This window comes from [Muricauda] lutisoli (nom. illeg.) (assembly GCF_017313105.1).
Classification (GTDB): domain Bacteria; phylum Bacteroidota; class Bacteroidia; order Flavobacteriales; family Flavobacteriaceae; genus Flagellimonas; species Flagellimonas lutisoli.
In genome coordinates this window covers 274,899-289,668 of the sequence record NZ_JAFLND010000003.1, presented here as the reverse complement: position 1 = coordinate 289,668, position 14,770 = coordinate 274,899, and the positions used below count along the sequence as shown (strand labels likewise).

Sequence of the window (14,770 nt, the reverse complement as noted above, 5' to 3'; positions counted from 1 at the left end):
AGACATATGATAAGTATCATACTATATCCTATGTAATAGTGAAAACCTTTGTACTCCAACAATCCAAAACCATAGATTATGGGGTATACAAAGTATTTTTCGGGATTGCTTTGTTCCATAGTACTCTCAGTCCTTTCAACACAATCGTTTTATGCCCAAAACTCAGAAGAAAATGAATATGGTTCTTGGCTTGTGCTATGTGGCACAACCAAAATTCACCAAGATTGGAGCATCCCTACAGTAGGTATTGTTCGACACCACCATATGTTGGATACATATGGATTTTTCTTTTTTAGAACTGGTGCATCCTACCGGGTAAGTAAGAGCTCCACTTTTACAGGTGGATTCGCCTTGCTCAATTCAAATTCCTATTTGGAACCCAACGATGTGGTCAACACCAATCAGCTTTGGATATATGGGGAATACACCCTAAAATCCAAGTTCATTGATAATTCCATTGCACATCGCTTACGTCTAGAAAACCGAAGGTTGGTTAATACTGAAGATGCCAAGATCAATAATAGGATTAGATATCGTTTGCAATTTAAAAGGCCCGTATATAAGGATATTTATTTCAAGGCCTTTGATGAGATCTTTATTGACCTAAAGGGCAGCACATTTAATCAAAATAGGGTGTTTGTGGGCATAGGCCAACAAATCACCTCTAGTTTGAATGCAGACATAGGATACTTCAACCAAAAGTTTAAAAATTCCACTGAGCACATGATCAGGTTAAGTCTATCTTTTAATATCGACCTCACCAAAAATGAGTTGGCCCTAAACCCCGATTAAAAACATAATTCGTTAAAAACTAGAGAGTTTCGCTCCAAGGGCAAACCTGATTATTATCATATTTTTTGATTTTTAACCAAGTTACCTTTAACCTAGTTAAATAGTAAAAGTCATGAAACCAAAAAAGAACCCAAACGCCGAAATTGGACGCAATAGCAGTCTTTATTTCATGATAGGACTTACTTCGGTATTGTTCATGACATGGCAATCCTTCGAAGTAAAGTTTTATGAAGAAGAATCCAAAGCTACAGAAGTCGTACAAGTTACCGATGAGCTTAAGGAAGATGTACCCGTTACCGAAATATTAAGAACCACCCCACCACCTCCACCGCCATCCGCTCCGGAGATAATAGAAATTGTGGAGGACGTGGAAGACGTGGAAGAAACTGTAATTGAAAGTACAGAAAGTAGCCAGGAAACCTATATTGAAGATGCCGTTGTAAGCATTGATGATGTTGATGTGGAAGAGGTGGAAGAAGACATTGTTGTACCCTTTGCAGTAATAGAAAACGTTCCGGTTTTCCCAGGTTGTGAAAGTTTACAAAGCCAAGCAGAACGCAAGGAATGCTTTAACCAAAAAGTACAGGAGCACATTAAAAAGAATTTTAGTTATCCTCCAGCTGCTTTGGATATGGGAATTACGGGCAGAGTATATTTACAATTTGTAATAGACTCCAAAGGCCATGTGAGCAATATTCAAAAAAGAGGTCCCGATAAACTATTGGAAAAAGAGGCTGAGCGTATTATAGCTTCCTTGCCCAAGGTAAAACCTGGGGAACAACGAGGAAAACCAGTAAGCGTGAAATACAGTATTCCAATTAATTTTGTAATGCAACACTAAACATAATCCAAATAAATCGAGGTCCAAGTTAGCGCTTGGGCCTTTTTTTTATTTCTATTTCCGGAACCACTCAGTTTGGGCATATTCCGAAGATTTGGACGCACGCTCCCTGTTTTTGGCAATTAAATGGGTTCTGTCAAACTTTCTTGCCCTATACCCCAACAAGTGAAAAAATGATTTGGCGAAAAATCGGGCCACCTTTTGATCTACCATTAAGGTATCTTTTTTATCCGACTCCCATTGTACCCCGGGCAACTTCACTAAGATATGATCCACCTTAAACCTTCTCAGCTTTTTGGAAATCCATAATAGTATTGTTGGGATTGGCCTTATAAAATAGAAGCCTTCATTACCCTGTTTTTGGTATAGGGGCATAAAAATCTGCCGTTTTCTTGTTGTTTTTAACTCCACCCCATCCACAACGGCCAAGCCCACACCTTTGGGTATCTTTTGAAAATTGATAAACCCGGGAAACATTTTAAAGTCGTTTTGGGGACCTATATCGTGCTGATGATATATTTCATAAAACCTATTTGGAACAGTACTCGATTTTAATATTTCTTTTTTTAACTGTTTATACTCCTTTTCGGAAACATTCACAGATTGGGTCAACGCCAAGGAATAACGAATAAAATCAATACTGTTATGTACCGCCTTTTCATCATCGTGCTGGCCACTTTCAAAACCAAGTGAAACATAGCCCAACTCGTTTATATAGCTCAATAAGGCACCCTTTAAATATTCTTCGATCCCCAAAATAATGGGCAACGGATAGTTGGAAGCGTATTTTCGATTCAGCAAACTATCGTTCAATACCATAAACGGGGAAGTGTCGCTCGAGGTCGTGTGAAGATCCAAAAAGTAAAATGGCGGAGTTCCGGTATCCAGAATATTTTCCAATAGCAGGTACAGGTCGTTGAGCTCATTTTCCTCGTTATGATCAACTTCTTTGTTTTTAAGAATATTTTCGATACGCTCTGGAAACCATATCCGATTCAAATCTTCTTTTTGAAATCGTTGCCTGCTTTGAAGAGCGCCCAGATTTCCTGAAACAGCATATATTTCGCCGTTAACGGTTTTTTTTTGCGACCTGATTTCTTGGAACATTTCCTTTAAGGCAAAAACTCCGGCCGTTTCATTCCCATGTACACCTCCAAAGAAAACTACCGTGGGACCACCTTTAATTCCTTGAATATGGTCAATTACACGGTCTACCTCCAGAGTTTCATCCAATGCTATGCTATGAACTAAAGACATGTTTTACAAATCTACTTTACTAATTATTCCTACAGTATGGGTGTCCACACAAACAGGCAAACATCCAATTTGGTGGTCTTCCATTAGGCTTTTTGCAGTTTCTATTTCTGTTCTGGGCTCTACGGTTATTACATTTTTAACCATAATATCCGATACCCTTGCCTCTTTTGTGTCCAATTTTTTAAACTTTTCTATATGGCTCCATGTAAGCAATCCCACTAATTGCCCTTTTTCGTTTTCAACAGGAATATGGTGGATATTGTTCCACTGCATAATGGCTATGGCCAAATTGGCATAATCATCCTCATAGAGCTTCATCAGTTTTGTCGACATGATCTGTTTTACCCAATGGAAGGATTCCTTTGTCTTGGCCATTCCCTCAATAGGCTTCCATAGATGTACAGGAACCTCGGTTTCTTGGTTATTGTACATTGCCTTAGTGAGCTGAACAATAGCGCTGTCCAATTTCATTTGCTTTTTAAGTGCCCTAAAGTTTTTGATTTGCCATTCGGCACCAGTACCATATTTGGTTCTGGCCTCGATAATTCCTAAAAGTCTGGCAATGTCCCCTTCATCAATATCAAGTTTTCGCAATCCATCGTATGCTATGGGCAACAGCTCTTCCTTGATTATCTTTTTTACCGTCATGGTCTTGTCCAACCAAGAAAAGACGGTATGCCTTCCGCTCATGGCCGCTCTTATAAAGTTGAGTTTGGCCACCTTAAAATCCATAAGTCCGGACATATCGTCGTACTTTTTTGGTCTTCCTGCCATTAAGCCCACCCAAAAAGCAAAATTGGCCATTTCATCAATAACAGTGGGACCAGATGGAATATATCTGTTCTCAATACGTAAATGGGGTTTTCCATTTCCTACCCCATAGCAGGGGCGGTTCCAGCGGTATATGGTGCTATTGAACAGGCTCAGTGCTTCCAGCTTTGGTATTTTATTCTCTTTTAGCAGGTCCAACGAACTTTTTTTAATTGGTTTGGTCAATAAAATTCGGTGGGTGGAAATATCTTTTTTAAAAATTTCGGCAACTGACTCCTTTTGCCATTGTTCACCAAAACCAACCCTGGCGACTTGTTCTTTTACCGCCTTTGTCCAGACCCGTGTATCCAAACTTTGTTGGAACAGGGCAATTCTAGTCTCTCTCCAAAGTTCTTTGCCCAGTAATAAAGGAGAGTTACAGCAAATTCCCAAAACCGGTCCCGAAATGGCCTGAGCCCAATTATAACTTTTGATAAAATCATCCGGTGCTATCTGCAAATGCAGTTGAAAACTCGTATTGCAAGCTTCAAAAAGTACCGAATCATGATGCAACGAAAGCTCATCCGCACCTTTGATCCTAACCCAAAAATCGTCACCCCTCCAAGCCTTCAATACTTCATTTATACGATAATATCTGGGAATTGGAGTCATAAAATCCATACCCAGTTCACCCTTACTAATGGTGGGAAGTATTCCCGTCAAAACAACTTTGGTGTCTCGCCCGGTGGCAGCTTTCTTAACCTTACCCAACAATGTTCGCAATTGCTGTTCCATATCTGTAAAGCATCCCTTTTCCAGCGTATAGGGATCTAGGTTCACTTCAACATTATAGGTGGCAAATTCGGTTGTGAAATGGGAATCGTCAATATCCTTTAATATGTCCAAGGAGTTTGGAGAAGGTCTATAATCATCCTTTATCAAACATATTTCTTGTTCGGCACCAATTCGAACAATATCATCTTCGATCAATCCGTCTTTGATCATATTCTCCAAGGCTTGGATATCATCAATAAGGTGCTGAACAAAAACTTTCCGCTCCTCTTCGCTAAATGAGCTTTTCTTGATATGTTCTCCCATAGGAATAAAGTTTAAGCGTATTGGACCATCCTATAAAAGTACAATGGGAAAAGAAGGAAAAATATGATAGTCATCAGGGAACAACACGGAGTCTTTTACCGCTAATACCGCAATACTGACAATTATCATGTTTTTTGAGACCTGTCCAAGGTAATTTTGAACTATAATGAAATGGTATGTAGCTTATGTGCGAATTAGTTCAAAAATATAATGTTCCAGGTCCTAGGTATACGAGTTATCCAACGGTACCTTATTGGGATTTGGACACTTTTTCCGGAAAAAAATGGAAATCCAGTGTACTGAAAGCCTTTGAGGAGAGTCCCCAAGAAGGAGTCAGTGTTTATATTCATCTACCCTTTTGTGAAAGTATGTGCACCTTTTGCGGATGCCACAAGCGTATCACCAAACGACACGAAGTAGAAAGTCCTTATATAAAAGCGGTTTTAAAAGAATGGGAACTATATGTCGCCCTATTGGGTTCAAAACCCATTATAAAAGAACTTCACTTAGGTGGCGGAACCCCCACTTTCTTTTCTCCCGAGAATTTAAAAATGCTGATCAAGGGCATTCTCCGCTTCGGCAAGAAAGCAGATGAAATTGAATTTAGTTTTGAAGGACATCCGAACAATACGACTAAAGAACATTTACAGGCACTTTACGATGTAGGTTTTAGAAGAGTTTGCTTTGGCGTACAGGACTATAATCTGACTGTTCAGCGTGCCATAAACAGAGTACAGCCTTTTGAAAATGTAAAAAATGTTACCGATTGGGCCAGGGAGATTGGCTACACATCGGTTGGACACGATATTATTTATGGTTTGCCATTTCAGGACACTTCCGATGTGGAGAAAACCATAATGAAGACCAATGCCATAAAACCGGACAGGATTGCATTTTACAGCTATGCACATGTGCCCTGGTTAAAGGGTAACGGACAAAGAGGGTACAAAGAATCCGACCTTCCATCATCCGTAGAAAAAAAGGCCCAGTACGAAATGGGTAAAAAAATGCTCGCAGCATTTGGGTATAAAGATGTTGGCATGGATCATTTTGCCCTTTCAACCGACAGCCTGTACCAAGCGCTGGAAAAAGGAACATTGCACCGAAACTTTATGGGCTACACTCCTTCAAAAACCAAACTAATGATAGGTCTGGGAGCATCGAGCATTAGCGATAGTTGGTACGGTTTTGCCCAAAATGCAAAAAACGTGGAGGAATATGAAAATTTGGTTTCACATGGAGTTATCCCTATTTTTAGGGGGCACATCCTCAATGAAGAAGACGAAATCTTAAGAAGACATATTCTTAATATTATGTGTCAATTTGAGACTACATGGAACGCAGAGGAAGAGCAAATAGTTGATTTCGGGAACATCTTGGCCAACCTATCCGAACTGGAAGCGGACGGATTGGTAGAAATAAATGGCACCAAAATCAAAGTAACCGATAAAGGGAGACCCTTTGTAAGAAACATAAGCATGGCATTTGATTTGAAAATGCATCGAAAAAAACCAAATACCCGAATATTTTCCATGACCGTTTAACCTCAAAAACCAATAAAATGAAAAATATAATCGTACCGGTCGATTTTTCCGATCAATCCGAAAAAGCCCTAAAGGTTGCTGCTTCATTGGCAAGACAGCACAAGGCAGAATTATTTGTTCTCCATATGTTAGAGCTTTCCCCTGCCATAATGGGCGAGTCTGGATACATATCCCAAGAACAAGTTGTGCATCTTATAAAAATTGGCGAACAAAGGTTTACCGACTTTTTGGATAAACCTTATTTAAAAGATATTAAAGTCACACCCGTAATCAAACATTACAAAGTGTTCAGCGAAGTGGCCGAAGTGGCCGAAAAACATAAAGCCGACCTTATTGTAATGGGATCACATGGCGCAGATGGCTTACAAGAAATCTTTATAGGATCAAATACCGAACGTGTAGTTAGAACTTCAGAAGTTCCCGTATTGGTAATCAAAGGCGATATCGAAGACTTTCAACCAAAGAATTTCGTATTCGCTTCGGATTTTGAGGAGGAGAGTGCCCCAGCCCTTAAGAAAGCCAAAGAAATGGCTGATTTATTAGGATCCGACCTTCATTTGGTATACATAAACACCCCAGGGGACGAATTCTTGAGCACTAATGATGCAAATGATAAAATCTCAAAATTTTTGAATGCTGCCAATGTGGGAATGGAAGTAAAAATATATAACGACTATACTGTAGAAAAAGGTGTGCTCAACTATAGTGAAGGAGTATCTGCCGATCTTATCGGTATTCCAACACATGGTAGACGAGGCTTATCCCACTTCTTTATGGGTAGCATTGGTGAAGATATCGCCAACCATTCAGAAGCACCGGTGATTACCTTTAAAATTTGATGGGTTGCATTTTTGATTGGTTTCATGCAATTCAAAAAAAGAGGGGGCAATTTTAAAATTGTCCCCTTTTTTGTACTTCAAATTTTGATATTAACCATGGAACCGTTCGTAGGCCGCCTTTTCCAGCGCTTCCCTATGATCGGGGTGCGCAATGGAAATCAAAGCTTCGGCTCGCTGATGCAGGTTTTTCCCAAAGAGATTCACCACACCATATTCCGTGGCCACATAGTGCATATGGGCACGTGTTGTGGTTACCCCTGCTCCCTGTTTTAAGAAAGGCGTTATTTTGGAAACTCCTTTTTTGGTGGTGGACGACATGGCTATTATGGGTTTACCTCCTTTTGAAAGTGATGCCCCTCTCATAAAGTCCATTTGACCGCCCACACCGGAAAATTGGTAACCTCCAATGGTATCCGCACAAACTTGACCGGTAAGATCAATTTCTATGGCACTGTTAATTGCCGTTGCTTTTGGGTTTCTTCGAATTCTGGCTGTATCGTTGGTATAACCGGAGTCCCTAAAGTCACAGATTGGGTTATCATCAATAAAATCATACAGTTTTCGTGAGCCCACGGCAAAACAGGCCACAATTTTACCGCGTTTTACCGCCTTTTCCTTTCCATTGATCACACCTGTTTCCAGCAGAGGCAATACCCCATCAGAAAACATTTCGGTATGTATGCCAAGGTTTTTATGATTGCCCAAATTGGATAGAACCGCATTGGGTATGTTCCCGATTCCCATTTGCAAGGTAGCGCCATCTTCTATCAAAGATGCCACATGCCTCCCTATTTGATGCTCCACTTCCGATATTTCGGTCGGGTTATGTTCATGAATTGGCCTATCGACCTCAATGGCATAAGCTATTTCATCAACATGAACGATTCCGGTACCATGGGTTCGGGGTACATGTGGATTTATCTGCGCAACGATTTTTTTGGCCGTTCTAACGGCTGGCAAGGCAACATCGACAGAAACTCCCAGTGAGCAATAGCCATGCTTGTCCGGTGGGGAAACCTGAACAAAGGCCACATCCAATGGGAGGTATTCGTCCGCGAACAACCAGGGTATTTCACTCAAAAAAACAGGAATGTAATCACCCATATAGGTGTTTACATAACTTCTTACGTTGCCCCCAACAAAACACGCGTTCAAAGTAAAGGAATCGCAATAGGGTTTTCTTGTATATTTTGCATCCCCTTCGGTATGGATGGAAATAATCTCGATATTCTCAAGTTCTTCATGCCTATCACATAAGGCATCGATCAGTTCATTTGGGGTCATGGCCGCCCCTTGGAAAAAGACTCGGTCGCCTGATTTAACAATTCCTACCGCCTCTTTCGCTGATGTTATTTTCATTGTGGATTTGATTTTTTAAGGTTGATGGCATTCTATGGTCGCCGTTACTGAATCTGTGGGCGCTGGTTTTGGGGAAACATAAGGTATTCCCAACCCCAGTCCACGTACAATAAACAAAATACCTATGATGACCACAAATACCGGTATCAATTTTCGTATTCTAGATTTTACCGAGGTACTGAACATTCCTCTGGAATATACCACCAAGGACATCAGTGGCACTGTACCAAGACCAAAAATCATCATGTAGAGACCTCCCTCCAAAGGACTTCCCATGGCAATAGCTCCCAAAAGGGCCATATAAACCAGTCCACAGGGTAAAAAACCGTTCAAAAAGCCAATGGTCAAAAAGGTATCGGGGGTCTTTTTTTTGAGTTCGGCCCCAAGTTTGGATTTCACCTTGCCAATAATGGAGTAAATGGGGGACAACAACTTGTGTCCGTTCATATATTTTGCTGGAATCAATACCAAAACGATCATGAGCACACCAATACCAATGGAAAGTTTCTGCTGGATGCCGAACAAGGACAACCCCTTGCCCAAAAGCCCGAACAGTATTCCTATGACCCCATAGGCCAATAGTCGTCCAAAATGGTAAATAGAGAGCTGTAGTGTCTTCTTAATATTGTTACTTTGGTCCAAAGGCAGCATAAAGGCTATTGGCCCGCACATGCCCAAGCAGTGCAAGCTTCCCAAAAGCCCCAAAACCAATGCGGAGGTCAACATGATCAGTACACCAATTTTTGTTTATGCAAAAAGGAATTACCTTCGTATTCCCAGTTTATGGAAATGTCCCAGCGACCGTCCACCAAGCGATTGTCAGGTATGAGCAAATGTGTTTTGGACAAACTTATAGGAAAGTTGGTATCCAAGTGCTTGTTAGACGGTCTGTATAGGGACACTGTTCCACTTATTTTTTTTGGGTCGAAACGCTCTGGAAAATAAATCATCAAACCCCCATCAGTTTTTTCAACGGTAATGTTGGCATTCATTTCCACAGCGGTTTTTGATGCATCTATCTGCTGTTGATAGGACAATTCTTTTTTGTAATATTCCTCCGTCACCAAATCATGGTTGGCACTATCATCGGTACTCATCCTTATCACAAAATATAGGATAAACCCTATGAAGCCAATAAACGCCAACACAATTCCCGTTCCCCAATTAATTTTCATCTCTATCTTTTTTAATTATAACTCCTTGGTGCCAAAAATTGGGTCACCGTAGTTTCTATGAGCTTATCTCCACTGTAGACCCCTATCTTCAATTTATCCTTGTCGCCGTTCAGTGCCGAAGCATTTATTTCGATGAACAACGTTCCTTCTGCAAGTTCCTCGGCGGGAACAGTGAACGTATCCTGTGATACCATTTTGATTTCTCCGTTGTGGGACATCAACTCAAAAGATACATTTTCAATATCCTTTGTGGTCTTGTTCACCAATTTATAGGTATATACATTACTGATGATGTTGTTCTCCTTGCGCTCGTACAACTGTCCTGGCAAACGCAGTATATTGGCCTCGACTTCGTTCCGCATAAACAACATCCCGACAAGAATACCGATCAGCACAACCAGCACTGCCGTATAACCTTTCATACGAGCGGTAAACTGAAACTTGTTGTTGTTGGTTATCTCATCTTCACTGGCGTATCTGATCAAGCCTTTGGGCTTATGGATACTTTCCATAATGTGATCACATTCATCAATACAGGCCGTACAGTTCACACATTCCAATTGTGTCCCGTTGCGGATGTCTATCCCCGTTGGACATACATTCACACATTGAAAACAATCGATACAATCTCCATGTCCAAGGGCTTCCCTGTCTTCATTTTTTCTGAACTTTTTGCGCCCGTTTTCACCTTCACCACGTTTATGGTCGTAGGCCACGACAATGGATTTATCATCCAAAAGCACCCCTTGCAATCTTCCATAAGGGCACGCAATAATACACACCTGTTCCCTGAACCACGCGAAAATGAAATAGAACACTCCGGTAAAAATCAACAACGGAACCATAGTGCTCAAGTGCGCCATCGGACCATCGGTGACATAGGCGACCAATTGATCACCACCAATCAGATAGGCCAAGAAAACGTTGGCGATGAAAAACGAGATAATGAAGAATATAATCCACTTCAATACTCTTTTTCGAATCTTTTTACCGGTCCACGGAGCTTTGGCCAACCTCATTTGTGCGCCCCGGTCCCCATCGATCCAATATTCGATACGACGGAAAACCATCTCCAAAAAAATGGTCTGGGGACACATCCATCCACAAAAAATACGACCATAAGCGACCGTAAAAAGTGCGATGAAAATGACTCCGATGATCATGGACACTACCACTAAGTGAAAGTCCTGGGGCCAAAAGGGAAGTCCAAAAATATTGAACCTTCTATCCAGCACGTTGAATAGTAAGAATTGGTGCCCATTGATCTTAACAAATGGAGCGGCTATCAAGAAAATCAGTAGAAAGTAACTTACATACTTTCGATAATCATAATACCGTCCACTGGGTTTCTTTGGAAAAATCCAATTCCTTTTACCTTCTTCTGTGACTGTGCCTATGGAATCCCTAAAATTTTCTTCCATCGCATTTGTGGTTTATGGATAATTATTTAGCTGCCAAAAAGCCCCCAATGGGACTATTTCATGGCAACTTCTGTTGAATCCGCGGCCTGCTCCATTTCTTCCGGTGCAGTTTCTTCCGTCTCGGATTCTGTTCCATTGGTGTCTTCCGGAGCATCTGGGTCTATCCAGATTTCGCCTTCAGGCTCCTTTGGATTGGCAGGTGTGGTTCCGCCCAATGAGATTACATAACTGGCGACCTGAGCCATTTCAGCGGGCTTTAAGCTTTGCTTCCATGCAATCATTCCTTTGCCGTCACGACCACCTTCAGAAATTGTTGTAAAAACATTTTTAATGCCCCCGCCCAATATCCAATATTTGTCGGTTAGGTTAGGACCTATTCCACCTCCACCATCTTGGGTATGACATACAACGCAGTTGGCTTGGAAGATTTTCTCCCCAGCTGCCAAGTCGGATTCATCCGAAAGATACTCGACCGTACTTGCATCCACCAAGTCTTTGGCGGTTCTTTTGTATTCCTCTATGGCCTGCTGTGCTGCGGCGACTTCTTGTTCATATTCCAGTTCTTGGTCATAATCACCAATGACATGGAAACGCACCAAATACACTACCGCAAAAACAATGGTCGCATAGAACAGGTACACCCACCATGGCGGCAATACATTGTCCAGCTCTCGGATCCCATCGTAATTATGGTCCAAAATAATTTCACCTTCGCGCTCGATGGAGCGGCTTTTGGTCAATCTTTTCATTAGGTTTTTGGCCCACGTCCATTCAAACTTCTTGCTTTTAGCTTCCAAGTAACGCTCCTTGCCTTCTTCTGAAAGGGTTTGGAACATAATGTTCTCTATGGAGGCCAAAATCAATTCTATGGCTATAAGAATCATCAGCACCAACAGCATAAAAAACTGTGTGATGGGATATTCAATAATTGCGGGTTTATCACCAGAGTCTATAAATAATTCCATCAATCCGAAGATCAAAAAGAATAAAACTGGGACTCGTATCCACCAAGGCGTTCTTGTACTCATAATGTTATAGTTTGTTTTGTTGATCTTCGTTATCCAATGGCAGTTCGGACATCTCCCTTATGTGTTCCTTGGTAGCGGTCAACACCCACCAGAACAATAGCACGAAAAACACAAAGAAGATTAGCAAGGAAACCATGGGATAGTTGGCTATCCCATCTATGGTTTCCATATGTTCTTTTACAAATTTCAACATGGTTATTTGTTTTGAGATATGGTTTCTTCAGTTCCTTCAATTTTAATATCGGTACCCAATCGCTGTAAATAAGCGATCAAGGCTACGATTTCACGATCTCGCATTTCCACAAAATCCAATCCGTTTTCCTCGGCGTATTTTTTATCCGCTTCGTACGTTTTTTCGAATTCTGGGTCTGCGTATAGGCTCTTTTCTATTTGAGCTGCCTGCTCTGCCATGGATTGCGGAGCATTGGCGATATCTTCTTCCGTATAGGGAACACCGAGTTTTACCATGGTTTCCATTTTGGCCTGAACATCGCTACGATCATGCTCATCGGTAACCAGCCATTCGTAAGATGGCATAATGGAACCGGCTGACGTACTTTGCGGATCGTACATGTGGTTCAAGTGCCAGTTATCGGAGTATTTGCCTCCAATACGCAACAAATCGGGACCTGTTCGTTTACTACCCCATAGGAATGGGTGGTCATAAACAAACTCCCCTGCCTTGGCATATTCACCGTAACGCTCCACCTCACTACGGAACGGACGTATCATTTGCGAATGGCAGCTTACACAACCTTCTCTGATATAAAGGTCCCTACCTTCCAATTCCAAAGGTGTGTATGGTTTAACACTCGTAATGGTTGGAATATTGGATTTTACCAATATGGTCGGTATAATTTGAACAACACCTCCGATCAAAATGGCAATGGTAGCCAAGATGGTCAACTGAACCGGTTTCCTTTCCAACCAGTTATGGAAGGTTTCCCCAGCTACTCTTCTTTTGGCAACACGTTCCAATGCTGGTGCTTCTGCCGCTTCATCTTCGACCTTGCTGCCCGATCTAATGGTTCTTACCACGTTATACAGCAGTACGAACATACCCAAGATGTATAACGAACCTCCAATGGCCCTCATCCAGTACATTGGAATGATCTGGGTAACGGTCTCCAAGAAGTTACCGTAAACCAAGGTACCATCCGGGTTGAATTCTTTCCACATCAAAGCTTGTGTAAATCCAGCTACGTACATTGGTAGGGCATAAAGCACAATACCCAATGTTCCGATCCAGAAGTGGAAATTCGCCAATCCTTTTGAGTGCAGTTCTGTTTTGAACATTCGAGGCACCAACCAATAGATCATACCAAAGGTCAAGAACCCGTTCCAGGCCAAGGCACCAACGTGAACGTGAGCAATGATCCAATCACTAAAGTGGGCAATGGCATTTACGTTTTTCAAGGAAAGCATAGGTCCTTCGAACGTAGCCATACCATACCCTGTAATGGCGACCACCATAAATTTCAAGGTGGCATCGGTACGCACTTTATCCCATACCCCGCGCAGTGTCAATAATCCGTTGATCATACCACCCCAAGACGGTGCGATCAACATTACGGAGAATACGACACCAAGGTTCTGTGCCCAATCTGGCAAAGCAGAGTACAACAAGTGGTGAGGACCTGCCCAGATATAAATGAATATCAACGACCAGAAGTGGACGATGGACAGCCTATAGGAATAAATGGGACGGTTGGCTGCTTTTGGAACAAAGTAGTACATCAGCCCCAAGAAAGGAGTGGTCAAGAAGAAGGCCACCGCATTGTGACCGTACCACCATTGCACCAGGGCATCCTGCACACCGGCGTAGACCGAGTAACTCTTCAATGCCGTCACCGGTAATTCCAAGCTATTGAAAATGTGCAGTACCGCAACAGTAACAAACGTGGCCAAATAAAACCAGATCGCCACATATAAGTGTCTTTGTCTTCTCTTTAAAATGGTACCTATCATGTTCCAACCAAAAACTACCCAGACCGCGGCAATCGCCAAATCGATCGGCCATTCCAATTCTGCGTATTCTTTGGATGTTGTGTACCCCAGGGGCAAGGTCAACGCTGCGGCGACAATAATCAATTGCCAACCCCAGAAGTTAATGTTGCTCAGAGCGTCACTGAACATTCTTGCTTTCAACAATCGTTGCAGTGAGTAATAGACTCCGGCAAAAATGGCATTACCCACAAATGCAAAGATTACGGCATTGGTATGCAATGGTCGCAATCGGCCAAAACTCAACCAAGATATCCCTTCTGTAACATTGGGGAATAAAAACATAAAGGCCAACAATAGGCCTACTGCCATACCCACCACGCCCCATAAAATAGTGGCGTATAAGAACTTTTGTACGATTTTGTTATCGTAACGGAACTGTTGTATTTCCATATTTATTGGTTTGTACTTTTAGTTTGTTTGATTTCCTTTTTATTTAGGTTTGATTTATCCTTGTCCTTGACCACCTCATCTTCAAACAACATTCTTACCGATGGGGTATAGGTATCGTCGTATTGTCCGCTTTTTACAGAAAAAACAAAGGCTATAAAAAAGATTATGGCCACCGTTATGCTTATGGCCAGCAACACATAAATAACACTCATACCTGCCTGAATTTAGGTGTAAAACTACTCTGATGGTATGCTTCAAAAAATGACATA

General features: G+C 41.7%; 14 protein-coding genes. 4 read left to right on the top strand and 10 right to left on the bottom strand.

What is annotated here, in order from left to right; all coding sequences use genetic code 11:
- The first annotated feature begins 78 nt into the window (after positions 1 to 78).
- On the top strand, positions 79 to 792 hold the full coding sequence (locus tag J0X13_RS12220) for a DUF2490 domain-containing protein (protein ID WP_207071701.1): 714 nt from the start codon (positions 79 to 81) through the stop codon (positions 790 to 792).
- 112 nt (positions 793 to 904) lie between these two features.
- Positions 905 to 1,633 (top strand): energy transducer TonB, encoded by a 729-nt coding sequence (locus tag J0X13_RS12215; RefSeq protein ID WP_207071700.1) that lies wholly within the window; start codon positions 905 to 907, stop codon positions 1,631 to 1,633.
- 54 nt (positions 1,634 to 1,687) lie between these two features.
- Here the strand turns inward: J0X13_RS12215 and J0X13_RS12210 are convergent, their stop codons facing one another.
- On the bottom strand, positions 1,688 to 2,890 hold the full coding sequence (locus tag J0X13_RS12210; RefSeq protein ID WP_207071699.1) for a succinylglutamate desuccinylase/aspartoacylase family protein: 1,203 nt from the start codon (positions 2,888 to 2,890) through the stop codon (positions 1,688 to 1,690).
- Between the two features lie 3 nt (positions 2,891 to 2,893).
- Positions 2,894 to 4,738 (bottom strand): CBS domain-containing protein, encoded by a 1,845-nt coding sequence (locus J0X13_RS12205; protein ID WP_207071698.1) that lies wholly within the window; start codon positions 4,736 to 4,738, stop codon positions 2,894 to 2,896.
- Positions 4,739 to 4,923: 185 nt separating this feature from the next.
- Between J0X13_RS12205 and hemN the strand changes: the two genes are divergently transcribed.
- Both hemN and J0X13_RS12195 read left to right on the top strand, forming a co-directional pair.
- Positions 4,924 to 6,282 carry an oxygen-independent coproporphyrinogen III oxidase gene (gene hemN, locus J0X13_RS12200; RefSeq protein WP_207071697.1) on the top strand — a complete coding sequence of 453 codons (1,359 nt, stop codon included), beginning with the start codon at positions 4,924 to 4,926 and terminating at the stop codon, positions 6,280 to 6,282.
- Between the two features lie 17 nt (positions 6,283 to 6,299).
- Entirely contained in the window at positions 6,300 to 7,121 is an 822-nt protein-coding gene (locus J0X13_RS12195) for a universal stress protein (protein WP_207071696.1), read from the top strand.
- Positions 7,122 to 7,211: 90 nt separating this feature from the next.
- On the opposite strand, the gene J0X13_RS12190 is transcribed toward J0X13_RS12195, so the two are convergent.
- Genes J0X13_RS12190 through ccoS form a run of 8 tightly spaced genes read right to left on the bottom strand, consistent with a single transcriptional unit; the run spans position 7,212 to position 14,713 of the window.
- On the bottom strand, positions 7,212 to 8,480 hold the full coding sequence (locus J0X13_RS12190) for an acetyl-CoA hydrolase/transferase family protein (RefSeq protein WP_207071695.1): 1,269 nt from the start codon (positions 8,478 to 8,480) through the stop codon (positions 7,212 to 7,214).
- Between the two features lie 15 nt (positions 8,481 to 8,495).
- Positions 8,496 to 9,206 carry a sulfite exporter TauE/SafE family protein gene (locus J0X13_RS12185; RefSeq protein WP_207071694.1) on the bottom strand — a complete coding sequence of 237 codons (711 nt, stop codon included), beginning with the start codon at positions 9,204 to 9,206 and terminating at the stop codon, positions 8,496 to 8,498.
- Positions 9,207 to 9,208: 2 nt separating this feature from the next.
- Positions 9,209 to 9,655, bottom strand: a complete 447-nt coding sequence (locus J0X13_RS12180; RefSeq protein WP_207071693.1) for a FixH family protein — start codon at positions 9,653 to 9,655, stop codon at positions 9,209 to 9,211.
- A gap of 11 nt (positions 9,656 to 9,666) precedes the next feature.
- Positions 9,667 to 11,076, bottom strand: coding sequence for a cytochrome c oxidase accessory protein CcoG (gene ccoG / locus J0X13_RS12175; RefSeq protein WP_207071692.1), 1,410 nt, complete (start codon positions 11,074 to 11,076; stop codon positions 9,667 to 9,669).
- 53 nt (positions 11,077 to 11,129) lie between these two features.
- Complete coding sequence (locus J0X13_RS12170; RefSeq protein ID WP_207071691.1) at positions 11,130 to 12,104, bottom strand: cbb3-type cytochrome c oxidase N-terminal domain-containing protein; 975 nt, start codon at positions 12,102 to 12,104, stop codon at positions 11,130 to 11,132.
- A 4-nt stretch (positions 12,105 to 12,108) separates the two neighbouring features.
- Positions 12,109 to 12,297: a CcoQ/FixQ family Cbb3-type cytochrome c oxidase assembly chaperone gene (locus J0X13_RS12165; protein WP_207071690.1), complete on the bottom strand. Its 189-nt coding sequence runs from the start codon at positions 12,295 to 12,297 to the stop codon at positions 12,109 to 12,111.
- Positions 12,298 to 12,299: 2 nt separating this feature from the next.
- Positions 12,300 to 14,501 (bottom strand): cytochrome-c oxidase, cbb3-type subunit I, encoded by a 2,202-nt coding sequence (gene ccoN / locus J0X13_RS12160; protein ID WP_207071689.1) that lies wholly within the window; start codon positions 14,499 to 14,501, stop codon positions 12,300 to 12,302.
- 2 nt (positions 14,502 to 14,503) lie between these two features.
- Positions 14,504 to 14,713, bottom strand: a complete 210-nt coding sequence (ccoS, locus tag J0X13_RS12155; RefSeq protein WP_207071688.1) for a cbb3-type cytochrome oxidase assembly protein CcoS — start codon at positions 14,711 to 14,713, stop codon at positions 14,504 to 14,506.
- Positions 14,714 to 14,770 lie beyond the last annotated feature (57 nt).

Excerpts from the sequence above, each read along its gene's own strand:
- ccoN (WP_207071689.1), bottom strand. The coding sequence starts at position 14,501 with ATGGAAATACAACAGTTCCGTTACGATAACAAAATCGTACAAAAGTTC.
- J0X13_RS12210 (WP_207071699.1), bottom strand. The coding sequence starts at position 2,890 with ATGTCTTTAGTTCATAGCATAGCATTGGATGAAACTCTGGAGGTAGAC.
- ccoG (WP_207071692.1), bottom strand. The coding sequence starts at position 11,076 with ATGGAAGAAAATTTTAGGGATTCCATAGGCACAGTCACAGAAGAAGGT.
- J0X13_RS12180 (WP_207071693.1), bottom strand. The coding sequence starts at position 9,655 with ATGAAAATTAATTGGGGAACGGGAATTGTGTTGGCGTTTATTGGCTTC.
- J0X13_RS12215 (WP_207071700.1), top strand. The coding sequence starts at position 905 with ATGAAACCAAAAAAGAACCCAAACGCCGAAATTGGACGCAATAGCAGT.
- J0X13_RS12190 (WP_207071695.1), bottom strand. The coding sequence starts at position 8,480 with ATGAAAATAACATCAGCGAAAGAGGCGGTAGGAATTGTTAAATCAGGC.
- J0X13_RS12170 (WP_207071691.1), bottom strand. The coding sequence starts at position 12,104 with ATGAGTACAAGAACGCCTTGGTGGATACGAGTCCCAGTTTTATTCTTT.
- J0X13_RS12205 (WP_207071698.1), bottom strand. The coding sequence starts at position 4,738 with ATGGGAGAACATATCAAGAAAAGCTCATTTAGCGAAGAGGAGCGGAAA.
- ccoS (WP_207071688.1), bottom strand. The coding sequence starts at position 14,713 with ATGAGTGTTATTTATGTGTTGCTGGCCATAAGCATAACGGTGGCCATA.
- J0X13_RS12195 (WP_207071696.1), top strand. The coding sequence starts at position 6,300 with ATGAAAAATATAATCGTACCGGTCGATTTTTCCGATCAATCCGAAAAA.
- J0X13_RS12220 (WP_207071701.1), top strand. The coding sequence starts at position 79 with ATGGGGTATACAAAGTATTTTTCGGGATTGCTTTGTTCCATAGTACTC.
- J0X13_RS12165 (WP_207071690.1), bottom strand. The coding sequence starts at position 12,297 with ATGTTGAAATTTGTAAAAGAACATATGGAAACCATAGATGGGATAGCC.
- hemN (WP_207071697.1), top strand. The coding sequence starts at position 4,924 with ATGTGCGAATTAGTTCAAAAATATAATGTTCCAGGTCCTAGGTATACG.
- J0X13_RS12185 (WP_207071694.1), bottom strand. The coding sequence starts at position 9,206 with ATGTTGACCTCCGCATTGGTTTTGGGGCTTTTGGGAAGCTTGCACTGC.